The sequence below is a fragment of the Aliterella sp. E5.1 genome, from assembly GCF_057473825.1.
The window spans coordinates 1-22,561 of record NZ_JBYCCV010000003.1 but is presented as its reverse complement, the minus strand read 5'-3'; the positions used below and the strand labels follow the sequence as shown (position 1 = coordinate 22,561).

Genomic DNA, 22,561 nt, shown 5'->3' with positions numbered 1-22,561 from the left:
GAAAGATTTTTTGGCAACTATTCAATGCAAAAACCTTACATTTACTGACATTGAAGCAATTATCTTCGACAAAGATGGCACGTTAGAAGATTCGGAAGCTTATTTACGCAGCTTAGGACAAAAGTACTCGCGCATCATCGATGCCCAAGTTCCCGGTACGGGGGAGCCGCTATTGATGGCATTTGGCATCAATGGCAATACTCTCGATCCTACCGGACTATTAGCCGTCGCCAGCCGCCACGAATCTGAAATAGCTGCGGCTGCCTATATCGCTGAAACAGGTATTGGCTGGCTGGAATCTTTAGACTTGGCGCGTCGTGCTTTTACAGAGGCTGATAGCTATATGGGGAATGCTCCTTCTCCTTTATTTGTGGGTAGCTTAGAAGTGTTGCAGTACCTATCGCAAGCTGGCTTAAAACTAGGTATTCTTTCCGCCGCCTCTACCGAGCGAGTCCGCACCTTTGTCCAAACCCATCAGTTGAGCGACTACATTGGCTTGCAGATGGGGGTTAGCGTTGGAGGATTGAGCAAACCCAATCCGGCATTATTTCTTCAAGCTTGCCAAAATCTAAAGGTAGAACCAAGCCAAACTTTAATGGTGGGAGATTCTATCGGCGATATAGAAATGGCGCGTAAAGCCGGAGCCGCCGGGTGTATTGGTATTTGCTGGAACCAAACTGCTACACACTTAAAATCAGCAGATGTAACGATTTCTCATTTGGAAGAAATTAAACTTGGCGTAAAGCCTTAAAGAAGCTACAAATTTCTTCTGTCCAAAGGTGGACATATAGTAATAGTAGAAAGATATAATAGCCAAAATTTTACTTACATAATTCGCTGCCAACCACCCAGGAGGAAATGCCTTTGTCTCGTCGCTATCTGTTTACTTCGGAATCTGTAACTGAAGGTCATCCTGACAAAATCTGCGATCAAATTTCTGACACTATTTTAGATGCGTTGCTTGCACAAGACCCTAGTAGTCGCGTTGCCGCCGAAGTTGTTGTTAATACGGGTTTAGTTCTAATAACTGGTGAGATTACCAGTAAGGCTCAAGTAAATTATGTAGATCTAGCTCGGAAAAAGATTGCTGACATTGGCTATACAGAAGCCGATAACGGCTTTTGCTCCAATAGCTGCTCGGTTTTGGTAGCAATAGACGAACAGTCTGCCGATATTGCTCAAGGCGTAAACACTGCTCAAGAAAGTCGCCAACAAGATAGCGAAGAACAATTTGATGCTGTTGGTGCAGGCGATCAAGGTTTGATGTTTGGTTTTGCTTGCAATGAAACTCCAGAATTGATGCCTTTACCTATCAGTCTCGCTCAACGGGTTGCTCGTCGCCTAGCTGCTGTAAGGAAAACTGGTCAATTGCCCTACCTGCGTCCTGATGGCAAAACTCAAGTAACAGTTGCCTACGAGGATGGTAAGCCTGTAGCTATTGACACGATTTTGATTTCTACCCAGCACACTGCAAGTATCGGCAATATTACAGAGCAAGAGGCAGTTCAGGCAAAAATTAAAGAAGACCTTTGGGCATTAGTAATCCAGCCTGTATTTGCTGACTGTGACATCCAACCAGACCCAGAAACTCGCTTTTTGGTTAATCCTACTGGAAAGTTTGTTATTGGCGGTCCTCAAGGGGATTCTGGGCTAACAGGACGCAAGATCATTGTCGATACCTACGGCGGTTACTCGCGCCATGGTGGCGGGGCATTTTCTGGCAAAGATCCCACAAAAGTAGACCGCAGCGCTGCTTATGCTTGCCGCTATGTTGCTAAAAATATTGTCGCGGCGGGGTTAGCCGAGAAGTGCGAAGTGCAGCTAAGTTACGCTATTGGTGTAGCAAGACCTGTGAGCATTTTGGTAGAGACTTTTGGTACAGGCAAAGTAGACGACGATCGCTTATTGGAATTAGTCAAAGAACATTTTGAACTGCGTCCATTGGGAATTATCCATGCTTTCAACCTGCGTCAGCTTCCTGGGGAACGTGGTGGACGTTTTTACCAGGATGTTGCGGCTTACGGTCACTTTGGACGTACCGATTTAGATTTGCCTTGGGAACAAACGGATAAAGCGGAACTATTAAGCGCCGCCTTAACTCAATCAGCTTCTGTGTAGTTGAAATTAGAGCGACGTAGTTACAGAGAAGTTAAAGGATAAACTCAAAAGGTTTATCCTTTTTTTATGGGTATGGCAAAGATTTTAAAAAATGCCCAACTAAATACAGCGAACCGCACAAAATAATCAAGCGATCGCTCTTTACTGCATTTAAAGCAGAATTTAAGCCTAAGTAAGCCTTACAAACAGCTAAGTTGGGGCAAATATTTTGAGCCAAAGTAGCTAAATTCGTGGGATCGGCGCTGCTACGATCGGGGACAGGAACTAGGTGCAAGCGGTCTCCAGGGCGCAGCAAGGCAGCAAAAATCTCTGCATGGTCTTTTGTCGTCAACATCCCCATTACCCACGTTACAGGGCTTTCTAAGGTGTCTGCGTACTGACGTAAAGCTTGAGCCGCCGCCGGATTATGAGCGCCGTCAATTAGCAAAGTGAAATCGCCATACTTTACCCACTGGAGACGACCAAGCCAGCGAGTTTTTGCCATTCCAGAGGCGATCGCATCTAGAGGAATTTGCCAGCCCTGTTGTTGCAGAATTTGGATAGTAGCAATGGCTATTGCTGAGTTACTTAGCTGCATTTTGCCAAGCAAAGGTAAGGGGTACTCTATACCTTGATAGCTTGCCGATCTTTGCTGGCGATTTGGTAGTTCAAAAGCAGATTCTACTACTACAGAGGGGCAGTTTAATTGAGCAATCCGCGATCGCACTACATTTTCTGCCTCTGGGGGTAATTGCCCCCTTACTACCGGGCAACCGGGCTTAATAATTCCCGCCTTTTCTCTAGCAATTTCCGCCAGCGTTGAGCCTAATTGCTGCCAGTGTTCGCGGCTAATAGACGTAATTACCGAAACTATTGGGAGACAAATATTAGTAGCATCTAGCCTTCCCCCTAACCCTACTTCCACTACAGCAATATCTACCTTGTTTTGAGCAAAGTACAACCAAGCCGCCGCCGTAATTACTTCAAACTGGGTTGGAGATTCTGTAGCTGGATTTATAGCGTTTTGAACTTGTAGTAGCAAGCTTTGCAATGCCTCTAGAGAAATTGGTTGCTCGTCTAGGCAAATACGTTCGTTCCAATCTATTAAGTGCGGCGATGTATAGCGTCCTACTTTGTAACCTGCCTGAGTCAAAATTGAGGATAAATAGGCACATACCGAACCTTTGCCATTAGTTCCCCCTACGTGAATGGTCGGGACTTGTTCGTGTGGGTTGCCCAAATTAGCTAGTAGTTGTTCGATTCTCTCTAAGCCAAGATGAACGCCAAACCTTTGAAATGGTTTCAGTATAGAGTCAATATCCACAGCCACAAATAAAAAGAATTTTTCTGTATCAACGGTAACTTAAACTTATACGCTTTTGGACAGATGAATTGTCCTTCGGCGATCGCGATAAAAGTATAGTAGTTCTGTTAGAGAGGAATTCTATGCAAGCTACCGAAAATAAACGTGCCATGAGCAATCTCGAATACGATTTGCTGACAGTGTTGAAGCACAAAGCTGAAGCCCTTAAAGCTTACGAAACTTACATTCAAGACGCTGAAGAACTGCAATCGCAACCCTGCGTGGAATTGTTTAGGAAGTTACAGCAGCAAGATATGCAGCAAGCCCAGGAAATTCGTCACCACCTGCAAGAAGTGATGCAGAAAGGCAAAATGTAAAACTCAATCTTTAAGTTTTAGGTGTTGTACTATTTGGGCAACACCTTTCTTTAGCGGCAATTAATAATGTTGAGTTGGACTAGAAATATCCAAGGATTATTAAACTTATTTTTAGAGTGCCGTTGTCCGCTATGCGATCGCTCTACTAAAACAGAATTTTGCTTAGACTGCACAAGACAACTACAAAGATGTCAGTTAGCGCACCCCAACAAGCTCGAACAGCAACAAATACCAGTATTTGTTTGGGGAAATTATCATGGTACGCTCAAACGAGCGATCGCTGCTCTTAAGTACGAAAATCAACCGCAACTAGCTCGTCCTTTAGGACTTTGGTTAGGGGAAGCTTGGTTAAATTCGCCCCTCGCTAATTCTCAAGTAATCGTTGTGCCGATTCCTTTGCACGCCAATAGACAAAAACAGCGCGGCTACAATCAAGCAGAGTTGATCGCAGGACATTTTTGTAGTTTTACAGGCTTAAAACTAAAACCATTAGGCTTAAAACGCCAAAAAGATACTGAAGCGCAATTTTTATTATCTCCCCAGCAGCGCGATCGCAACTTAAGTAAAGCTTTTGCCCTAGGAAAAGAGTTTTGCTCCCACCGTCCAGCACATCCTGTACTGTTAGTAGATGATATTTATACCACCGGAGCAACTACCCGCTTTGCGGCTCAAGCATTACAACAAGAAGGAATTGGCGTATATGGAATGGTAGCGATCGCCACTAGCCAAAGGCATAATGAAGCATGAATTGTATTTGAGCAACGGTGAATGATCGGCAAAGTCTGGGCAATTAAGTTAAAGCATCTACTCATAATTCCCTCAACCTTACTAACCTTTGGTATTGGTGTAGTATATTCGGCGATGGCTCAAAGCAAGCTTTACAACCCTATTGCTTTGCCTCCTAGTAATGAAGTTGTAGACAAACTCACAGAAAAGGACATCCCGACAGGACTAGGGGGATTTGCCCGCGATTATTTAGTAAAGCTCAACAAAGGTGACAATGTAGCCATTGATTTAACTTCTGATAGCTTTGATGCGATGGTAGCCCTGTTATCGACCGATGGGACGACTATTTCTGAAAATGACGATGGACCAGACGGCACTACTAATGCGCTATTATTTACCCGAATCGCCGAAACAAAGACTTATGTAGTGCGCGTTCGAGCTTTTGGCGAAACGGGAATAGGAAGTTTTAGGCTAAAAGTAACTCGCCTGCGCCCAACTTGATTGAATACCAGGTTTAGCCAACAGTCAATAAGCATAGTAAAAATGCTTCCGTCCATTCGACAACTGCCCCATAAGTGTCGCCAGTATGTCCTCCTAGCTGTTGATTGAACCACGCACCAGTTATAAAAGTAATTGCTATACCGCCGATAACTGCAAGCAAAGCTAACTTCAGGTTAGCTTTATCTAGCAAAACCGATACCGCACTTAAACTCAACATTAATATCAATCCTGGTAACAAATCCCAGTAAGAACTGATAGCATCTTGGTGAAACTTACCTTTGCCTGTTGGTTTGAGGTAGGGATAACGAACGATCGCAAGTTGTTGTCCCCATCTTCCCCATCCACAGGCGATCGCCAGTATTAACCAGCGATCGCTAGTCAAATCTGCCAAAGTCGCGGTTTTAATTAGTAGTAAAGTGATCGCTGCCATTGCTCCAAAAGCCCCCGTAGCGCTATCTACCATCACCTCCAGCCGCTTTTGTGGGTCTTGGACTGCCAATCCATCCGCCGCATCCATTACCCCGTCTAAATGCAGCCCTCCTGTTAGGAAAATCCAAAAACTAACTACCAAAGCACTACTTGTCAATACAGGAACCCCAATTAAGTGCAGTCCAAAATCGAGTAAACCCAAAATTGCGCCAATAATTAGCCCAATTAGCGGCGCAAAACAAGCTACGCGCTGAAATTCTAAGTTGTTGAGGGGTATAGGAATGCAGGTATAAAAGGTAATTGCCGCCGTTATTTCTAAGCCCAACTGTTTCCACCAGCAACGTTGATTTGTTTGCATAGAGAGTTTTTTGCTTGGTATAAAAATTATTTGAGTAGCAAATTGTATACTTAGTTCAGTCGCGATCGCCTTTTCAACTATTTTGCTAGTTGCAAGCACGAGCAAAGTAAAAAACTTGAGATAATATTGTGTCGTAGGCTTCTTTTTAACTGTAACTTTTTGTAATTACATTAATCTTGTTTGCCAGCTAACTCTTAGCCTTAGATCGAGCTTGTAAAAGTTTTAGTCTTAATTAACCGCAAAATTTTTGTAATGTGGAGAAATAGCAAGCCCAACTCGCAAAAATCCAGCAAACATCCTTTACCAAGCTCTAACCCGATTTCAATTTCAACCCTAGACCAGTTCTGCCGACAAGTTGTTTTAATTTATGAGTAATTATCGCTCCGACTCCCAGCTACCTGCTCCGTGCATTATCAATACTGGCATCATTGCGAACAAAATAGATATGGGGCGACTGCTTGCCGATCTAGGGCGCGTCCGCTACCTCTATATTCAAGAAGGCAAGTTAACCAGCCAAGGTGAAGGCGATGTCATGGAGATATTTACTAATCCCCAGCAGGCTACTTTGATTGCCAATCATGCGCTTTATTTAAATCTCCATAGTTTCGATTATCTAGAACTAAAACAGTCACCAGAACAAGAAACCTACTTCGATCTGATCCAAGACGATCGCGCTTGTCTGCGACTAATTCCTCTCTCGACACCATTGCAAGAGCGAGTCACGCGCAATTTGAACGCTGGCAGCTTAGAAGCAATGATGGATCAAGTAATATCAGCTAAGTGGGACGCAGAAATTGATGATGATGGTAGTTGCCCTTTTTGATAGCTTGAACAATTCGTTGCCGCGAAACTAACTTATTTAGACGGTCAAGGGGTTATCTACTCTTACACTGAGGTAAGAATGAAGCAATTTTCTTTACCTTAATGTCAGAATTTTCTTATCAAGTCTTGGCAAAATGCAGCCAGACTCAAGCGCGAGTAGGTGTTTTTTCAACGCCTCACGGCATAGTAGAAACTCCCCGATTTATGCCTGTGGGGACCTTAGCAAATGTTAAAACCCTAACACCAATGCAATTAGAGCCAACGGGGGCGCAAATGGTGTTAGCCAATACTTACCACTTACATTTGCAACCAGGCGAATCGATTGTCGGCAAGGCTGGCGGGTTGCACTCGTTTATGAATTGGCAAAAGCCAATTTTGACTGACTCCGGCGGTTTTCAAGTATTTAGCTTGAGCCAAATGCGGAAAATTTCTGAAGCAGGTGTAATATTTCGTTCTCCTCATGGCGGAGAAATTATTAACTTCACTCCAGAATTTTCTATAAAAGTGCAAAATATTTTGGGTGCGGATGTAATTATGGCATTTGATGAATGTCCCCCCTACCCAGCTACTAAAGACGAAATTGCTGCGGCGACTAATCGGACAAATCGGTGGTTGGAGCGATGTATCGTCGCCCACGAGCGTACCGATCAAGCTTTGTTTGGCATTGTCCAAGGGGGAGTCCACTTAGATTTGCGGGCGGCGGCAGCAGAGTCTTTAGCAGCCTATGACTTACCAGGCTACGCGATTGGTGGCGTAAGTGTCGGGGAACCACCAGAATTAATTGCAAAAATTGTCGCCGCAACTACTCCCCTGTTGCCAGAAGATAAACCCCGTTATTTGATGGGTGTGGGGACTTACCGAGAAATGGCACAAGCTGTTGCATCGGGGATAGATTTATTTGATTGCGTCATTCCTACTCGGCTAGCAAGACATGGGGCAGCATTAGTTCAAGGAGAACGCTGGAATCTTAAAAATGCCCAGTTTAGAGAAGATTTTACGCCTCTAGACTCCACTTGTCCTTGTTACACTTGTCAAAACTTTACTCGCGCTTATTTGTGCCACTTAGTGCGGAGTCAAGAAATCCTGGCTTATACTCTCCTCAGCATTCACAACGTGACTGAATTAATTGGCTTTACCCAAAAAATTCGCGACAGTATATTAGGCGATCGCTTTACTACCGATTTTCAACACTGGCTTGCACCGCAAATTGAGGAGAGTTTATTAAGCGAGTAGCTCAATTGGGAATCGCTTTCGTGTTAAAATTTATCTCAATTCTTAAAGCTTGCAAGTAGAGATACATAGAGATGGAAGCCGCACTGATCCTCGCAAAACTCCCAGAAGCCTACGCGATTTTTAATCCTTTAGTAGACGTTTTACCAATTATTCCTGTATTTTTCTTATTGCTGGCGTTTGTTTGGCAAGCAGCAGTTGGTTTTAGATAATTTTTTCAGTTAATAAATGTTTTATAGGACAAGCTACTCGCTTGTCCTATTTTTTGGCAGTTAGAAGTAAGGATAAATAAAGCTACCGTAACAATTCATCGTATTAAATGATGCGATCGGATAGCTCAAATAGAAAACTGCTGCAACCGCCTATCTCTGCGACTGCTTGACCAAATCGGCGCACTTTTCACCAACCATCATGCAAGTAATGCACGGATTGACACCAATCATTGTTGGGAAAACTGAAGTATCGGCAACTCGCAAGTTGCTAACTCCACGCACGCGCAAATTAGAATCAACAACTGCCATCAGATTGTCATCGCTACCTATGCGATACGTCGTCCCGGCTGGATAATAAACCGTATTGCTGCTACGCCGGACATATTCGCCCAACTGGGCATCGCTTTGAACCTCTATTCCTGGTGCTAATTCCTGCTCGATCCAAGGCTGTAACGCAGACTGCTTGGTAATTTCTCTTGCTAACCTCACTCCTGCTACTAAAACATCGCGGCTGACATAACAAACAACAGCCTCCGCACTATAAGTAATCCAGGTGGCAATAAACATTCCTCCCATCATCAAAGTAAAGGACTCAGTGCTAAACCAACTGGTTGTACCTTGAGGAATTAAGGGAAAGAAATTAGCAAAATTGATTTTACCTGTGAGTATAGGTACGATTCCTAGTAACAGCATCGGAATTAGCGATAGCAGTGCCAAGGCAAACTGCGTTCTGGTTGTTTTGAGTACGCCTGTATGTTGGACATAAAAAGTAATCAGCATAATCCGCTGCACTAATTAAAATCGGTGCGTTGAGCTTGAAGGCGATCCCTGGCAACAATGCGGAAAGATCGAGCAAAGTAATAGAAAACTTGGCAAATGCTGTATTTGCTAAAAAAGCAGAAACAAAATAGCTGCCCGAAATCGATGCTCCAATTGCCAAAACTGGCGACCAAGCTAACCAATAACACCAAACATTGATTGGAGCAAATATCTTGCCATAACGCAACCAAGCAACAGCCCCATAAATGGACGCTCAGCCCGATTTATTGGGAAATATCCCGGCAATCTCAGCGTACAAAAACAATTGCACAAAACCAATCAAAGTTGAAAACGCCCAGACAATTAGTGAAGGTGTCCCCACCGTTGCCGCCATTGCCCCAATTGAGAAAAGAATTGATGTTGATACTCCAATCGTAATCCAAAAGGCATCTTTTCAGGTAATGGCTCGCCTCATTGTTTTTGCATCTAAGTCGTTACTTGGTGCAGAAGATTGTACATTCTGTTGCATTGTTAATTTTTCTGTTTTGTAGTTGATTAGCCCGCTTGGTCGATAGTGGTTGGCGATCTCTATAACGACCGTACTTATTTAGCCCAAATTCTTCTCGATTCAAACACTTTGGACTAAAAAAAATGAGTAAATTTACGCAAACCTTGCTCCAAGCTCATTTCAGCCGTCAGATTTATCAGCAATATTACGAAGAAGTATGTACTTTTAATATTTTTGTTAAGTAAAAATACTAAGCCGCAGATATTTTTTGGATAATTTTACTGATGCGATCGCCCTGCTTTGCTACAGCAATAGTATATTACTACCTCTACCTTAAGGCATACTTTTTATTTAGATAAGCTAACTCGTTCGTTAAGCCGTACCAAATTGAGTGAGGTAGCGGACAGCTTTAACAATTAACGCCGCGCATTCTCTGGGAGATGTATTGTAAAACGCCTTCCAGGCGGTGGCTTTATATTCGTCATAGACTTCGCTTTTTTCGGGATTCTTTTCTAGCCATGCCAAACGTACCGCATGACCTACTAATACATCCATTACAATATATTCTTCTATTTGCAATGTTGGATTGCGCTGGGCAATTTCTGCAAGTTCCATAAATGCTTCTACATTCACTTGTCGGTACTCTGGAGCCTCAATTTTGTTCAGCAAATGCTCAACTTGCAGAGCAAAATTTTTCTCTCCTGGAGTCATAGCTAAAATTAAATCGCTATCTAAACGATTGCGTCGCTCTAACTTATCGCCAATAACTACACCCTTGCAGTGCTGCAATAATCGCCACACACCTTGATAAAAATCTTTAGGTACGCGGTTCATAGAACCGTCCCATTGCCTTTGTTGATGCCAACCGCCTGTAGGAACAAGTTGATTGTCTTGGGTGGGTAAAACTATCCACTCAATATCGCTTTCTTGCTGCTTGACGTGCAGAGATTCTTGTTGGCGCAATAGTTGATTCATCCCCTCATAACCAACTAATACTTGGCGCAGCCGCAGCTTGACTTCATAGGGTGATAGTTGCATCAAATGCTCGTAAGCTTCATCTTGAGTCACACCCAACTCGCGGGCAAGATCGCTAGTCATTAATAAAATTAGATACCCTACCCTCAACGTCAGCAAACCGTTAAATAATTGGGGTTCCCCTTGAATAAGTAAACCGCAATAGATGAGGATTTCTTGAGTTAGAACGCGATCGCGTATATCTTCTCCGCAAAAGCGATCTATTTTTGAGGCAATTTCCTGATTAGATACCGGGCGGGAAATCAGCGAATCGATACTATAAGACTTGCCTACAGCAATTTGCTTACCACGTACTAGCATCCTCGTGACGCGATCAGATAAGCCAATATCTACCATTTGCCGCAAACCTGCCGCTTTCCTTACTACCGCCCAAATTCCGGCAATTCCTGCTTGGGTATAAACTTCATCTAATAAGTCAGCTACTGTTACTTTTTGCCCCGCACTGCCAAAACCTGTATCAAATTCTATTCCCTGCAAGCGTTTCAATGTCTGCAACAACTCTATCTGCTCGTAAAGATTATTAGAAGCGCGTAATTTATCTAACAATACTTTTGGATTGGTTTCCTGCTCAAGCTGAAACTCTTGAGTATTACCTAGAGGCTGGTTTTTTTCTAGGTGAGAAGTTAAATAATACTGCCTAGGTGTAGCATCGGTAAGCGGTGACTGAGCAAAATTAAAGTCATGGAGAAAATCTATCCGCTCAGTAGCGGCTGTAAGCATCAATTGATTGAGCCGTCCTAACTTTACTTTTACCCCATTACAAAGCCCAGCTTTGAGTTCCTGCATTAATGCTAGTATTGCTTCGCTACCTGTTTCAAACATAGTATGGGTCAATTCCATCGCCAAAGTCGGACGACCCAACTCGCGCCAATGCTGTTGAATGTAAGCTATTTCACCTTTAAACTCATCTACCAAAAAGTGATAGTCAAGAGTTAAATAGAACTGTTGCAGGTCTAAAAAAGAAGGTAAAAATACAATCGTCTCGCCACGAATGCGAAAGATTCTGGACGCAATCAAACTCCTCAACCGTCGCACTGGACGACCCGTTAAGCCTAATTTATCGTTACGTCCAATTTGAGTAAAAATTGCCGAAAGATCCCCCGCAAGTCTCACCTGAATCGGCTCTAACTGCTGGGGTGTCTGGGTTTGAATCCCGTAAACTTCTAACTGCGCCTGTAAGTCTTCATCCTCCGCTAAGAGGGCAATTTGTACCATTGCTTGGCGATCGCGTCCCAATCGTAAATGTTGCCCCAAGGGGTCAATGTCTCCCACTGACAACAATTTTTCACTTAGCATTTGACCGAGCAAATACAAGCCTTGCGCCCAAACTAAAGGGATATTTTCGTTAGGTAAACGCTCTTGAGATGATGGGGCTTTTTTCTCTGCTTCAACGTTTTCTTTAGGAACATAGTAAAGTTCAGGCAATAATTGCAACCCATCTTGCTCAATTAATAAGGGTTGCAAACGCTGTTGATAGTCCTTAACTTGCTCCGAGTCTCCCCGAAAAATTCCATCCAACAGCAAGTAAGTGAAAAATAAGGGCCATTCTGACTCTATATGCTCAAACTGTTTTAGTTCCCAAGGTTCGTAATGCAAGCGATGACTGTCTTCTAAAACAGTTTGATGACCATCGCGTAAAAAGCGCTTGCAACCATACCGCCCTTGCAGTTTATTAATAATGTCATTTCTAGTACGCTCTACTAATAGAGCGTCTTCTACAGCAAAAGCCGGAAAACTAATTATACTCAGCAGCGCCGCATCAATTTCTTTCGAGCCAGATTCTCGCGGTAACAGGTTTTCTAAAGTAATCCGGGCGCGGGCAATTTCATCAGGTAAAACGTGAATTACCGACGCTTGAGAGCCGCGTACCCCAAATAAATCTAGTCCGGCGATCGCTTCTAAGGCGGCTTTAGACATCCCCACAGAACTCGCGTTTAGCTCCGAATTGCCGTGATTAATTTTATTTCCTCGCTCCCAAATGCCGTAATCAGGAGTACGATAAGCTCTCCCGATGTAATAAACCAGGTTTTGAATGAAATTAACTTCGTCTAGGGTATAAACAATTTGCAATCCCGAAGCGGTCATTTGCGCCAGCATCAGGATAAAAATTGAAGTTGCATCTAGTTGCAAGTGTCCCCAATCGCCATCACCCACAACAATATCGCCCGTCTGGGTATTGTACTTAGCGTGCAGGGCATCAATTGATGCTTGACTGTGTTTGAATTGCTCTACTTTGCTTGCTTGGCGCATCATGGCAAACAATAATCCGCGCATCAACTTAATTACGCTATGTTCTAGCTCGTAAGTGCGCCCTTTGTCTTCGTCTATTTTGCGATATGCGATCGCTAGTCCCCACACCGCCAAAATGCTATAAACATTGTCTCTAACCCAAGCATCGGTATAATCGCCGTGAGCAGTAACCGCCGTACTAGCTGGTAGCAAGCCTGTAATCGGATTTTGCCGAGCAAGGATAATCGTTTTGATTTGGGCGTAATAGTAATCCAGACGGGAAGGGGCGGCAGGTTTATCCATGTTTTTAACTCTATTCAGATTGAGATAAATCTAAGGCTTGACTGAGTTCTTCTTCGTCCCAACCGCTCTGTGTTAAAGCTTCAGATACTGTTTGAGAAAGGCGCATTAATGCTGCTTGAACTTCTGTTTCATCTGATTGTTGCACTGGAACGTAGAAGCCTACGATCTTACCGTGACGTTTTACTGAGATTGTTTCACGACTTGCTAGATAGTAAGAAGCCTTATCCTGAAATTCGTGTATCCTGACACTTTTCACAATCTAAATCCTAATATGCGATCGCGCCTACTCATAATTTCCCAACATCGCCCTAACAAAGATAGCCTCAAACTCTTACCAGATAACCAATGCCGCGCTGCGATTATTGCAAAATGTGCAGCCCGTGAACTATACCACCTTCTGAATCAAACCTAGGTTCAATAATAGGAAAAAATCTATTGTCTCCCTTTTCAAAATACCTAAAAACAGCATAAGCAATCAAATCAGCAAGTTGAATCAATCTTGATGCTTTTGAATCTAAAAATAGCGGTACTTCTGAAAAGTTGCGTATCAGACTCCAAGTGTATCCAATCGTTCTAAAATCCGTCGCCAAGGATTGAATAGTTGTCTCATAAGTGGATTTGTCAAAGATGATAATTCCTCTTTGCGTATCACCGTTTCTATGCAATCTCATTAAATACTTATCAAATCTACTGGCTAATTGCTCAAAAGCAACCTCAACTGGATCTCTCGGAGATACCGCAGATTTTTTAATGACACTTGCAAACATTCGATTGCTGGGATGAGATTGCAAGAAAACCTTTAAAGAGTCTTCAATTGCTTGATGCCTATCTTCTTTGGGATAAATCCGCCATCTCGATCTTCCCCCAAACGTTGGACTACCGTGCAACTCAACCGTTGCTGGATCGGCAGGATCGAACCTAGCTGCAATTTGGTCAAGCTGGTTAGCAATCCAATATCCTTGTCGCTCAAATACACAAAATCCGGCTAGTACGAAATACTGTTGGTTGGGATCGTGGGTTGTACCCGACTCATCTACATAGAGTAGATACATCCAGCTTGATATCCTTTAAAATTGAAATCAGTCAAGGGAAGACCATGCTTCCGCGATCCGAAAAGGTCAGATCTCTTGACTGTATCCTTAATTATATCATTTGCTCCTGCTGTGCGATCGCATTTCTCAATGTATATCCCCCTAGAATAAACACGATCGCCAAATGACTCAACAAGACAACATAATCAAACTCGACCAATTTTTGAAATGGGTAGGCGTAGCATCTACTGGCGGACAAGCCAAGCTAATGATACTTGACGGCAATGTTCTAGTTAATGATGAAATTGAAACTAGGCGGGGGAAAAAATTAGTAACAGGCGATCGCGTTACCGTAGCTAGTGAAACTTTTACAGTTAATTTAGACAATCCTTGAATATTTCCAGACTAATACCTAATTTAGCAATGGCTAGTTGGGTACTCTAAATGTAAAGCCTACTAAAGAATTATCATGGCTACATTAGAAGAAATCCAGCACATTGCGTCAAAACTATCGTTAACCCTTGACAATCCTAAATCTGTAAAGCTACAGATTAAGCAAATTAATTTACTCCAAAAGCAACTAAGAGCCATTAAAAAAGAATTAAGTGCAAGCATAACCAGTATTAATCAGGATGCAGTCCAATCTAGTGCTGATAGTCTGGTTTCCGTTGGGTTGGATGTTTTCGGGAAACACAAGTGGGCGGGGAGATTTAGGGCAGAAACTCGACGCGAAACGGAACGAGAAAAGAAGCTGGCTAGACAGCCATACATGGAAATTAAGCAAGCAATTGATAATTTGATCTTGGAAGGTGATCGCCTTAAGTTAAGAGCAGAGGAGTATCTTTTTAGCTATCAAAGTTAGATTTTTAACAAGATTTTCCTAGGTCTATAACAATTATTTGAAATAGACTTAGACTTCGATATCAGCTTTAGTATCTTTGGTTTACGGCTCTCCGTAAGTCCTCTACCGCTCCCTGATAGTCTCCCAAAGCAGAACGAGCTTTACTACGTCTGTGGTAAACTTCAATATCATTAGGGTTGATTCGTAGTATTTGAGTATAGTCATCAATTGCACCCCACTTATCTCCTAATTCAGTACGAGCAATAGCTCGTTTTTTGTAAGTATTGGCATCATTAGGATTGATTCGTAGTATTTGAGTATAGTTATCAATTGCACCCCGCTTATCTCCTAATTTACAGTGAGCAATAGCTCTGTTTTTGTAGCTATCAGCGTCGTTAGGATTAATCCGCAGGGCTTGAGTATGATCGTCAATTCGCCTTGGTAGTCTCCTAATTTATAACGAGCCATGCCTCTGTTATGGTAAGCACTGGCAGAGTTAGAATTAATTCGCAGGACTTGGGTATAATCTTTAATTGCACCTTGATAATAACCTTCATTGTATTTTTCATTTCCGCATTTCCATAGTTCCTCAACCTCCGCTTGAATGGTAGGCGCTGGTGAGGGCTGTAGGGATTTGCTATTTACAAATTGGTTCTTATTTGCTAAATCCAAGCCTCTTTTAATCAAATCTGATGAATATCTTGATAGTCCCGGCTTCTCTGATGGAACAATATTTTTTTCGCTATCGTTGCTCATTTCTATAACCCTAATTTAGTTTTCAATTCCTTTAACTGTTCTTTTGCAGTTGTAATCTGCTCATCTAGCTGCAATGCCATTTCTGCTAGTAAGTCCTGTCCCGCTTCTTGGGCGGTAACAACTTTGTTTTTCAACTGATAAAGGTCTGTTTGTTCTAAAGCCTCAATTTCTTCCCCAATCACCTTTAGGCGCATTTTGCTTTGAGCAATTTGGCGAATAGTGCGAATGAGTCTAGCCACAACTCCCTCGCCTTGGATAGACTCTGGGCTTGTTTCCCAACTATGTAAAATCGCCCGTAGACGCTCCTCATCCTGATTTTCATAAGCAAGATTTGCCTCAACCATGAGATTTTGCCTGCGTAGACGCTCCTTATCATCGGTTGCCAAATCCGGGTGAATCAGTTTTGCTACTTGTCGATAAAGTTTTTTCAAGCTGTCGGATGGCTTAAAGTCTTTAGCTGATTCCAAATAAGCCATATACTCGGCAATTTGAGCCTCTAGCCGATCGATTTCGGTGTATCGACTCCCTACAATGCGCAGATATTTCCGCTCAAAAGCGTGTAACCGGGCTTGATTTGTGACCAAATCCAACTCACACCCTGCTAATGCTGTTTCCAGTGCAGCTAATTCGGCTAACTTAGTTTCTAATTCTTGTTCTTCAGGGGTTTGGCTAAGTGCGATCGCATTTTCCACTTTTGGCGACGTAATTTTAAAGTTAACAACTTTAGGATTCCCCAAAAACCTCTATAAATCTCTATTATTCGTCTGCCTTCTAGTTAACTTTGATATGATAAATTATCATATAAACAATAATACTTCCCCATGACCCCACCAGGCAGCAAACAAAGAATCTCCATCACCGTAGATGCTAAATTGCTTCAAGATATTGACCAAATAACAGAAAATCGTTCGGCGGCGGTGGAAGAAGGATTGCGATTGTGGTATAGACAGCAGATAGAAAATCAGTTACGCGTTTTTTACCAAAACCAAAAACCAACAGATAGACAATTTGACCAAGACTGGGGAGAATTTGCTCAAACTCAAATGGAAGAAATCTTAGACTCCGAAGGACTCTAAAAGTGGAAGACAATAGTTATCCCCGCCAAGGGGAAATTTATTTGATTCGCGCTCTAAAAGCTCTAGGAGATACCAAAAAACGCCCTGCTGTTGTCGTTTCTATGAATGTTAGAAATCAGTTTTCCAGCAGTATTTTGATTGTTCCCTTTACCAGCGATTTAACGAGGGGGGAAAGTCCAACCCGCATTTTAGTCAAAGCTGGGGAAGGCGGACTTTTAACAGACTCTTTCGCTTTATGCGACAACATCTCAGCGATTCGCAAGTCTTATCTCGAACAAGGTGCTTATGGCACAATATCGCCGGAATCTTTACAACGAATTCAACAAGGGATTCAAATTGCGATCGCTATATTCTAAAAGAAGTTAAATGTTGCGCGATCGCACTCATAATTTATTATGGCTTTATAGCAGTATTTGTCATTACAACGCTTGATTCATTTTTGTCTAAACACTTAAAATTAGCTATAAAAATTCTCAAATGTCCGATTGTCAAGAACCTGGTCTTTTTGGAATTAAATATTCAAATCGGAATTTTACCCAGAAAGATGATTGGGGGAAAAATCAATTTAACTCATCTTTCCCAGCATCGTTATCAGCTTTTCTCGAACAGCAAGGATTTGAAAATGTGTATTTGAAGCTCAATGAAAACTTGGAAATTTATCATAGTAGCATCAGCACCACAGAGCTTTATGGGGCAAATCCAGATTCAGAAGATATTTTTTACTCATTTGAAAGTCCTTATGTTCCCTTTCAACAACTTGTTATAGATAATTTTCCTAGAATTGATTTAGTTACATTAAGTAGAAACACCAAAAATTGCTTAAAAGGACTAGAAATAAAGCTGACAGCCCTTCCAGATAATTCAACTTGCAACTTAACAGAAGATAAATTTGGTTGTGAATTAGTAGTTAGACCTGACACTATTGTTTACTTATCGTGTAGTATCGCCGTACATTTTCAAGGTAATACGAGCAGGCTAATAGACTTAATTGGAGAAGGATTTGAAGCGATTGAAGATTGGCAAGAAGGTATAAATATCCTTTCCTCTGTAATTAAAATGAGAGAGGCAATTGATAGAATAATTCTAGATATCATAGAAAAGCAAGAGCCTTTGGTTATGCAGCCAATATGGAAAACTGAAGGAAAAAGCCCTAAGCTCTCAGAAAATTGCTTGGACGTTTTCGTTTGGAGCAATCTTGCTTTTACACAGTTATTTTTAGATGTAGCCAGACGAGAACTCCTAACGTTTAAAACCATAACACGCCAAGTAAGAACAGCAGTCTGGCTTTTTAAAATGCTTTATGATTTTAGCTTACATGGTCAAATAAATCATAGAAAAGTAATTGATGAATTATCTTACAATACCAAAAATGATAAAGCTTTCGCTGTCAGTGGTAGGATTACATACCCGTATATGCGGAGCGAGACTTTGACAAAGCCAAGAATTACCAAACAACAGATTAAAGAAATTATTCTTGGAGGTGGACAAAATCTTTTAAGTCCTGAGCGGCGATTTGATGCTATTGTTTTTAACTCACCAGAGCTTTTTGATTAAATAATCTAAACTTATGTAAAAAAATGAAAGTAGTTGACTTATTTGCTGGTTGTGGCGGTCTTTCAATAGGTTTTCAAAAAGCTGGTTTTTAAGTAGTTGCAGCTTTTGATAACTGGAAAGAAGCTTGCGAAGTTTATGCAGCTAACTTTGCTCATCCTATCTTTCAAACCGATCTTTCGCTTCTTGAAGATTTTGAAATTTTTAGAGAATGGGAGCCAGACATGATTATTGGTGGTCCTCCATGTCAAGATTTCTCAAGTGCTGGGAGACGAGATGAAACTCTAGGTCGAGCAGATTTAACAGTTTCCTACGCGAAGATTATTTCAGAGGTTAAACCAGAATGGTTTTTAATGGAAAATGTAGAACGAATCAGAAAGAGTCCTATTTTACAGGAAGCTATTTTATCTTTTAAATCAAACAACTACGGATTAAGTTCTATCGTTTTAAATGCTAGTTATTGTGGTGTTCCTCAGACTCGGAAAAGATTTATTTTAGTTGGACACCTGTATTCAGAAGATGGGTTCTTAGATGAGTATCTTACTAAAAATCAATCTGCTTCCCCCATGACAATATTTGATTACATGGGCGAAAAATTAGATATTGAATATTATTATAGACATCCTAGAAGCTATGCAAGAAGGGGTATTTTTAGTATCCATGAGCCAAGCCCAACTATTCGAGGTGTAAACAGACCTTTGCCTAAAGGATATAAAAAGCATGATGGCGATCTTTGCGAACCAAGCGTTAATATTCGTCCTTTAACTACATTGGAAAGAAGTTATGTTCAAACTTTTCCAGAAAGTTTTAAATGGGTTGGTAATAAAACCTGTATGGAACAAATGATTGGTAATGCTGTGCCTGTTAACCTTGGGAAGTACGTTGCCGATTGTATTCTTCAGTATCTCAAAGCCCCGAACAATAACCCAGCGAAGCAACAATTTGTTCAGCAGTTGAATCTCTTTCCGGTTTAACCTTTGTTGATTTATAGAAGTTGCTGCTTAATTGAAATAACTTTAGCTACTAGCTAGGGTTTGAACCCTAGCTAAAATATCAACTACTCTTTATCTAAACGCAATACTGCCATAAAAGCCTCTTGCGGCACATCTACAGTCCCGACAGACTTCATCCGCTTTTTACCTTTTGCTTGCTTTTGCAAGAGCTTTTTTTTGCGGCTAATGTCGCCACCGTAGCACTTGGCTAATACATCTTTCCGCAAAGCCGGGATTTGTTCGCTGGCTATAACTTTACTGCCAATCGCTGCTTGAATTGGCACTTTAAATTGATGGCGCGGAATTAATTCTTTAAGCTTTTCTGCCATCGCCCGCCCCATATTGTAAGCTTTGTCTCGGTGGACAATCATCGCCAAAGAATCTACAGGATCGTTGTTAATTAATAGATCCAAGCGGACTAGATGATTTTCCCGGTAGCCAATCAAGTGATACTCCATACTGGCATAACCGCGAGTACGCGACTTCATTTGATCGAAAAAGTCAGTCACAACTTCCGCTAAAGGCAATTCGTAAGTTAAGGTTGTCCGTCCTTGGGTAAGATACTTCATATCTTTGAAGATTCCCCGCCGATTTTGGCACAACTCCATTAAAGTACCAACGAAGTTCTCCGGCGTAATCATGTCTACTTTGACATAAGGCTCCTCAATTTTCTCCCGCTCGTTTGGCTCTGGTAAGGTACTAGGATTATCAATGTGCAACACTTCTCCCTTATTAGTAGTTACGCGATAAACCACCGAGGGAGCCGTTGTAATCAAGTCTAAGTTGTATTCCCGCTCTAGCCGCTCTTGGACAATTTCCATGTGCAGCAATCCTAAAAATCCGCAGCGAAAGCCAAACCCCATGGCGCTAGAGGTTTCCGGCTCGTAGTGTAAAGCTGCATCATTTAATTTCAGCTTTTCTAACGCATCTCGCAAATCTTCAAAGCGATCGGCATCAATGGGAAACAAGCCACAAAAAACCATTGGATTTGCTTCTGTGTAGCCCGGTAATGCCTCCTTAGCTCGGTTTCCCGCTAAAGTAATGGTATCTCCAACTCGCGCATCTGCTACGGCTCTAATCGAGGCTGCTAAATACCCTACTTCCCCGGCGTGGAGTTCGTCTATTTGTTTTTGGGTAGGTGACAATACTCCCAATTCATCAATTTCGTATTCTTTCCCCGATGCCATTAAGTGAATGCGATCGCCTTTTTTTACCGTACCATCCATCACCCGAAAGTAAACTATTACTCCCCGGTAACTATCGTAATAACTATCAAATATTAAGGCTCGAAGCGGCGCTGCAACGGTATCTTGAGGTGGGGGTACGCGCGCGACGATAGTTTCTAATATCTCATCAATGCCTATCCCTTCTTTCGCAGATGCCAAAATTGCCCCACTACAATCAAGCCCAATAATTTCCTCTATTTCCCCAGCTACCCGCTCTGGCTCTGCTCCAGGCAAATCAATTTTATTTAAAACAGGGATAATTTCTAAGTTATGCTCTAAAGCTAAATACACATTCGCTAAAGTCTGCGCTTCCACCCCTTGAGACGCATCTACTACTAATAACGCCCCTTCGCAAGCAGCTAAACTCCTTGATACTTCGTAAGAAAAATCTACGTGTCCTGGGGTATCAATTAGATTTAAAACATAAGTCAGCCCATCTTTTGCTTTATAGTTCATCCGCGCCGCTTGTAGCTTGATTGTAATGCCGCGCTCTCGTTCGAGATCCATATTGTCGAGAAACTGCTCCTTCATTTGCCTTTGCTCTACTGTGCCAGTAGTTTGCAACAAGCGATCGGCAAGAGTCGATTTTCCGTGATCGATATGAGCTATAATAGAGAAATTGCGTATTTGCGCTACGGGAACATCAGTCATATTTTTAAATTTAGCGGCAACAAAGTTAAGAATTGAGCATACTTAACGCATTTTAATCCTTTCTGCATAAATAGCGATGGGCAAGTAGCCGCAAGTAATCAAGCAAAAGGTTTAACGCCGAGCCGGAAAAATATGCGAGTTCCCTAACTATTTATTTCGATTCCCCTGGGTTTCTGCCGCCAAAGAGTACAACTTATACATAGTTTCTATGGATTTAACGGCGGTTTAACCCGGTAATTTTCCTCAAGATTGCTTTCTAAAGCCTAGAAATGTGTTTTAGTAACTTTTCCTACGACTGCTAGAGTAATTAATAAGTAGACATAATCTAATTTTTAGGCTAAGAGCCACACACCATATATGAATGAAAATATTACGGATTCAAATTCTTTTGATGACAAGGTAGAAATTTCTATTCAACTAGATTCGACTCTCCTAGATCAATTGCAACATTTAACAAAAGAACCAAGTAAAGTCATAGAAGTCGCAATTCGTCAGTGGCTGCGTGGTGAAACTCAACGAGATGATGAATTAACTCGGACAATTGGGCGCACGCCTGTACCTCCTCGCGGTGAGTGGAACGACTGAAAAAACTTCAGCAGAGGAATCTCGATAGTTGTTTGTATACTTACTAAACTAATGTTTTTCAGTTCGGTAATTTTTGTGCCAAACTTTAAGTCAAGAGCCGATTAAAAATTATTGTTAGCTACCTGTTTATAAAAAAGCCTGAAAAATGAGTGTGTATGCTAATTCTGAACCGCCTCTAGTGTTTAATAACTTAGAATCTAGTCCTCAAGATAGCTGCGGGCTACAAGTTCTAGGTTCAGAGTTGACTTTTATACAAGAAGCAACAGGAAAATACTTGTCTTTTCATTGGCAGCAAGCCCAAACCTATGGCTTGAGTGCCGAGCAAGTAATTGGAAAATTGCCCTGCGAAACTTTTGCGCCTGTAGACGTAGCTGCTTATTTGCAACGGGTACAGCGAATTATTGCCAGCATGACTCCCGAACACTGTCGGTGCTTATTTAAGTATCAGCAGAAGTTGTGGAGCTTTGAATTAGTAATTAGCCCCATTCCCAGCGCCCACAAGACCACAGTTGTCTTAGTTATGGGGCGACAGCTAGAAGTTCAGTCTACAGGTTTAGCAATTAGTTCTCACGCTGTCAAGAATTTACAACCAAACACTATAGCCCCCGTTGAATCAAAAAAATTACTGATTCATATTGCCCGAAATATTCGCAGAACTTTAGACCTAAATACAATTTGGCAGCAAACTGTCGATAGTTTGGGTGAAGCTCTAGGTGTAAGTCATTGTATTGTTTGTGCTTATACAGAAAAGTCTCAATTAGTCAAAGTTGTGGCTGAATGCAGGCAAATAGCCGTGCGCTCAATGGTAGGCAACGAAATATTAATTGCTGACGATGCGGGATTTAGTCAAGCCCTAAAAACCCTAGAACCTGTAGTCGTAGACCAAATTGACCATCCTTCTTTTCAGCAGTCATTACTTGTGGTTGCGACTTATTACCAGGGGAAACCAAACGGGCTAATTAG

Annotated in this window: 26 protein-coding genes and 1 pseudogene; 17 read left to right on the top strand and 10 right to left on the bottom strand. The window is 41.9% G+C overall.

Annotation, left to right across the window (positions count from 1 at the left end; genetic code table 11):
* Window positions 1-10 precede the first annotated feature (10 nt).
* Both AC2VE5_RS01910 and metK read left to right on the top strand, forming a co-directional pair.
* Complete coding sequence (locus tag AC2VE5_RS01910; RefSeq protein ID WP_486886094.1) at window positions 11-751, top strand: HAD family hydrolase; 741 nt, start codon at window positions 11-13, stop codon at window positions 749-751.
* A gap of 113 nt (window positions 752-864) precedes the next feature.
* The gene (metK, locus tag AC2VE5_RS01905) at window positions 865-2,118 is read left to right on the top strand and encodes a methionine adenosyltransferase (RefSeq protein ID WP_486886093.1); all 1,254 of its coding nucleotides are present in this window, start codon (window positions 865-867) and stop codon (window positions 2,116-2,118) included.
* Window positions 2,119-2,182: 64 nt separating this feature from the next.
* Here metK and AC2VE5_RS01900 read toward each other — a convergent pair whose 3' ends face one another.
* Window positions 2,183-3,421, bottom strand: coding sequence for a bifunctional folylpolyglutamate synthase/dihydrofolate synthase (locus AC2VE5_RS01900; protein WP_486886204.1), 1,239 nt, complete (start codon window positions 3,419-3,421; stop codon window positions 2,183-2,185).
* 122 nt (window positions 3,422-3,543) lie between these two features.
* Between AC2VE5_RS01900 and AC2VE5_RS01895 the strand changes: the two genes are divergently transcribed.
* From AC2VE5_RS01895 to AC2VE5_RS01885, 3 genes are all read left to right on the top strand, one after another.
* Window positions 3,544-3,777: a hypothetical protein gene (locus AC2VE5_RS01895; protein ID WP_486886092.1), complete on the top strand. Its 234-nt coding sequence runs from the start codon at window positions 3,544-3,546 to the stop codon at window positions 3,775-3,777.
* Between the two features lie 66 nt (window positions 3,778-3,843).
* Window positions 3,844-4,524, top strand: a complete 681-nt coding sequence (locus tag AC2VE5_RS01890; protein WP_486886091.1) for a ComF family protein — start codon at window positions 3,844-3,846, stop codon at window positions 4,522-4,524.
* Window positions 4,525-4,545: 21 nt separating this feature from the next.
* Window positions 4,546-5,004, top strand: a complete 459-nt coding sequence (locus AC2VE5_RS01885; protein ID WP_486886090.1) for a pre-peptidase C-terminal domain-containing protein — start codon at window positions 4,546-4,548, stop codon at window positions 5,002-5,004.
* A gap of 13 nt (window positions 5,005-5,017) precedes the next feature.
* On the opposite strand, the gene cobS is transcribed toward AC2VE5_RS01885, so the two are convergent.
* A complete protein-coding gene (cobS, locus tag AC2VE5_RS01880; RefSeq protein ID WP_486886089.1) occupies window positions 5,018-5,791 on the bottom strand; it encodes an adenosylcobinamide-GDP ribazoletransferase in 774 nt (257 codons plus the stop codon).
* A gap of 367 nt (window positions 5,792-6,158) precedes the next feature.
* On the opposite strand from cobS, the gene AC2VE5_RS01875 reads away from it, so the two are divergent.
* From AC2VE5_RS01875 to AC2VE5_RS01865, 3 genes are all read left to right on the top strand, one after another.
* Window positions 6,159-6,614: a hypothetical protein gene (locus AC2VE5_RS01875; protein ID WP_486886088.1), complete on the top strand. Its 456-nt coding sequence runs from the start codon at window positions 6,159-6,161 to the stop codon at window positions 6,612-6,614.
* A gap of 101 nt (window positions 6,615-6,715) precedes the next feature.
* Entirely contained in the window at window positions 6,716-7,846 is a 1,131-nt protein-coding gene (gene tgt / locus AC2VE5_RS01870; protein WP_486886087.1) for a tRNA guanosine(34) transglycosylase Tgt, read from the top strand.
* A 71-nt stretch (window positions 7,847-7,917) separates the two neighbouring features.
* Entirely contained in the window at window positions 7,918-8,055 is a 138-nt protein-coding gene (locus AC2VE5_RS01865; RefSeq protein ID WP_486886086.1) for a photosystem II reaction center protein K, read from the top strand.
* 150 nt (window positions 8,056-8,205) lie between these two features.
* Here the strand turns inward: AC2VE5_RS01865 and AC2VE5_RS01860 are convergent, their stop codons facing one another.
* Window positions 8,206-8,835 (bottom strand): amino acid permease, encoded by a 630-nt coding sequence (locus AC2VE5_RS01860; RefSeq protein WP_486886085.1) that lies wholly within the window; start codon window positions 8,833-8,835, stop codon window positions 8,206-8,208.
* A gap of 245 nt (window positions 8,836-9,080) precedes the next feature.
* Between AC2VE5_RS01860 and AC2VE5_RS01855 the strand changes: the two genes are divergently transcribed.
* On the top strand, window positions 9,081-9,365 hold the full coding sequence (locus tag AC2VE5_RS01855) for a hypothetical protein (protein WP_486886084.1): 285 nt from the start codon (window positions 9,081-9,083) through the stop codon (window positions 9,363-9,365).
* Window positions 9,366-9,694: 329 nt separating this feature from the next.
* Here the strand turns inward: AC2VE5_RS01855 and AC2VE5_RS01850 are convergent, their stop codons facing one another.
* The 3 genes from AC2VE5_RS01850 to AC2VE5_RS01840 all read right to left on the bottom strand — a co-directional run bounded on the left by AC2VE5_RS01850 (window position 9,695) and on the right by AC2VE5_RS01840 (window position 13,941).
* The gene (locus AC2VE5_RS01850; RefSeq protein WP_486886083.1) at window positions 9,695-12,889 is read right to left on the bottom strand and encodes a phosphorylase b kinase regulatory subunit alpha/beta; all 3,195 of its coding nucleotides are present in this window, start codon (window positions 12,887-12,889) and stop codon (window positions 9,695-9,697) included.
* 10 nt (window positions 12,890-12,899) lie between these two features.
* A complete protein-coding gene (locus tag AC2VE5_RS01845) occupies window positions 12,900-13,145 on the bottom strand; it encodes a hypothetical protein (RefSeq protein WP_486886082.1) in 246 nt (81 codons plus the stop codon).
* A 103-nt stretch (window positions 13,146-13,248) separates the two neighbouring features.
* Complete coding sequence (locus tag AC2VE5_RS01840; protein WP_486886081.1) at window positions 13,249-13,941, bottom strand: DUF3800 domain-containing protein; 693 nt, start codon at window positions 13,939-13,941, stop codon at window positions 13,249-13,251.
* Window positions 13,942-14,104: 163 nt separating this feature from the next.
* On the opposite strand from AC2VE5_RS01840, the gene AC2VE5_RS01835 reads away from it, so the two are divergent.
* Complete coding sequence (locus AC2VE5_RS01835; protein ID WP_486886080.1) at window positions 14,105-14,314, top strand: RNA-binding S4 domain-containing protein; 210 nt, start codon at window positions 14,105-14,107, stop codon at window positions 14,312-14,314.
* Window positions 14,315-14,389: 75 nt separating this feature from the next.
* Window positions 14,390-14,782 (top strand): hypothetical protein, encoded by a 393-nt coding sequence (locus AC2VE5_RS01830; protein WP_486886079.1) that lies wholly within the window; start codon window positions 14,390-14,392, stop codon window positions 14,780-14,782.
* Window positions 14,783-14,849: 67 nt separating this feature from the next.
* Here the strand turns inward: AC2VE5_RS01830 and AC2VE5_RS01825 are convergent, their stop codons facing one another.
* From AC2VE5_RS01825 to AC2VE5_RS01815, 3 genes are read right to left on the bottom strand one after another with little or no spacing between them, the layout of a single operon-like run.
* On the bottom strand, window positions 14,850-15,167 hold the full coding sequence (locus AC2VE5_RS01825) for a tetratricopeptide repeat protein (RefSeq protein WP_486886203.1): 318 nt from the start codon (window positions 15,165-15,167) through the stop codon (window positions 14,850-14,852).
* Entirely contained in the window at window positions 15,110-15,517 is a 408-nt protein-coding gene (locus AC2VE5_RS01820; protein ID WP_486886078.1) for a tetratricopeptide repeat protein, read from the bottom strand. Before AC2VE5_RS01820 ends, AC2VE5_RS01825 begins: the two co-directional genes overlap by 58 nt.
* Window positions 15,518-15,519: 2 nt before the next feature.
* Entirely contained in the window at window positions 15,520-16,254 is a 735-nt protein-coding gene (locus AC2VE5_RS01815) for a molecular chaperone DnaJ (protein ID WP_486886077.1), read from the bottom strand.
* A gap of 84 nt (window positions 16,255-16,338) precedes the next feature.
* On the opposite strand from AC2VE5_RS01815, the gene AC2VE5_RS01810 reads away from it, so the two are divergent.
* The 4 genes and pseudogenes from AC2VE5_RS01810 (at window position 16,339) to AC2VE5_RS01795 (ending at window position 19,118) form a co-directional block, all read left to right on the top strand.
* Complete coding sequence (locus AC2VE5_RS01810) at window positions 16,339-16,593, top strand: ribbon-helix-helix domain-containing protein (RefSeq protein ID WP_486886076.1); 255 nt, start codon at window positions 16,339-16,341, stop codon at window positions 16,591-16,593.
* Window positions 16,594-16,595: 2 nt separating this feature from the next.
* Window positions 16,596-16,949 carry a type II toxin-antitoxin system PemK/MazF family toxin gene (locus AC2VE5_RS01805; RefSeq protein WP_486886075.1) on the top strand — a complete coding sequence of 118 codons (354 nt, stop codon included), beginning with the start codon at window positions 16,596-16,598 and terminating at the stop codon, window positions 16,947-16,949.
* Window positions 16,950-17,070: 121 nt separating this feature from the next.
* Window positions 17,071-18,147, top strand: coding sequence for a HindVP family restriction endonuclease (locus AC2VE5_RS01800; protein ID WP_486886074.1), 1,077 nt, complete (start codon window positions 17,071-17,073; stop codon window positions 18,145-18,147).
* Window positions 18,148-18,170: 23 nt separating this feature from the next.
* Window positions 18,171-19,118: pseudogene (locus tag AC2VE5_RS01795) on the top strand (DNA cytosine methyltransferase).
* Window positions 19,119-19,201: 83 nt separating this feature from the next.
* Here AC2VE5_RS01795 and lepA read toward each other — a convergent pair.
* Entirely contained in the window at window positions 19,202-21,013 is a 1,812-nt protein-coding gene (lepA, locus tag AC2VE5_RS01790; protein ID WP_486886073.1) for a translation elongation factor 4, read from the bottom strand.
* A 357-nt stretch (window positions 21,014-21,370) separates the two neighbouring features.
* On the opposite strand from lepA, the gene AC2VE5_RS01785 reads away from it, so the two are divergent.
* On the top strand, window positions 21,371-21,598 hold the full coding sequence (locus AC2VE5_RS01785) for a hypothetical protein (RefSeq protein ID WP_486886072.1): 228 nt from the start codon (window positions 21,371-21,373) through the stop codon (window positions 21,596-21,598).
* A 145-nt stretch (window positions 21,599-21,743) separates the two neighbouring features.
* The coding region (locus tag AC2VE5_RS01780) for a GAF domain-containing protein (RefSeq protein WP_486886071.1) at window positions 21,744-22,561 on the top strand (818 nt) is incomplete at its 3' end.

Excerpts from the sequence above, each read along its gene's own strand:
- AC2VE5_RS01895 (WP_486886092.1), top strand. The coding sequence starts at position 3,544 with ATGCAAGCTACCGAAAATAAACGTGCCATGAGCAATCTCGAATACGAT.
- AC2VE5_RS01890 (WP_486886091.1), top strand. The coding sequence starts at position 3,844 with ATGTTGAGTTGGACTAGAAATATCCAAGGATTATTAAACTTATTTTTA.
- AC2VE5_RS01885 (WP_486886090.1), top strand. The coding sequence starts at position 4,546 with ATGATCGGCAAAGTCTGGGCAATTAAGTTAAAGCATCTACTCATAATT.
- cobS (WP_486886089.1), bottom strand. The coding sequence starts at position 5,791 with ATGCAAACAAATCAACGTTGCTGGTGGAAACAGTTGGGCTTAGAAATA.
- AC2VE5_RS01875 (WP_486886088.1), top strand. The coding sequence starts at position 6,159 with ATGAGTAATTATCGCTCCGACTCCCAGCTACCTGCTCCGTGCATTATC.
- tgt (WP_486886087.1), top strand. The coding sequence starts at position 6,716 with ATGTCAGAATTTTCTTATCAAGTCTTGGCAAAATGCAGCCAGACTCAA.
- AC2VE5_RS01865 (WP_486886086.1), top strand. The coding sequence starts at position 7,918 with ATGGAAGCCGCACTGATCCTCGCAAAACTCCCAGAAGCCTACGCGATT.
- AC2VE5_RS01860 (WP_486886085.1), bottom strand. The coding sequence starts at position 8,835 with ATGCTGATTACTTTTTATGTCCAACATACAGGCGTACTCAAAACAACC.
- AC2VE5_RS01855 (WP_486886084.1), top strand. The coding sequence starts at position 9,081 with ATGGACGCTCAGCCCGATTTATTGGGAAATATCCCGGCAATCTCAGCG.
- AC2VE5_RS01850 (WP_486886083.1), bottom strand. The coding sequence starts at position 12,889 with ATGGATAAACCTGCCGCCCCTTCCCGTCTGGATTACTATTACGCCCAA.
- AC2VE5_RS01840 (WP_486886081.1), bottom strand. The coding sequence starts at position 13,941 with ATGTATCTACTCTATGTAGATGAGTCGGGTACAACCCACGATCCCAAC.
- AC2VE5_RS01835 (WP_486886080.1), top strand. The coding sequence starts at position 14,105 with ATGACTCAACAAGACAACATAATCAAACTCGACCAATTTTTGAAATGG.
- AC2VE5_RS01830 (WP_486886079.1), top strand. The coding sequence starts at position 14,390 with ATGGCTACATTAGAAGAAATCCAGCACATTGCGTCAAAACTATCGTTA.
- AC2VE5_RS01820 (WP_486886078.1), bottom strand. The coding sequence starts at position 15,517 with ATGAGCAACGATAGCGAAAAAAATATTGTTCCATCAGAGAAGCCGGGA.
- AC2VE5_RS01810 (WP_486886076.1), top strand. The coding sequence starts at position 16,339 with ATGACCCCACCAGGCAGCAAACAAAGAATCTCCATCACCGTAGATGCT.
- AC2VE5_RS01800 (WP_486886074.1), top strand. The coding sequence starts at position 17,071 with ATGTCCGATTGTCAAGAACCTGGTCTTTTTGGAATTAAATATTCAAAT.
- lepA (WP_486886073.1), bottom strand. The coding sequence starts at position 21,013 with ATGACTGATGTTCCCGTAGCGCAAATACGCAATTTCTCTATTATAGCT.
- AC2VE5_RS01785 (WP_486886072.1), top strand. The coding sequence starts at position 21,371 with ATGAATGAAAATATTACGGATTCAAATTCTTTTGATGACAAGGTAGAA.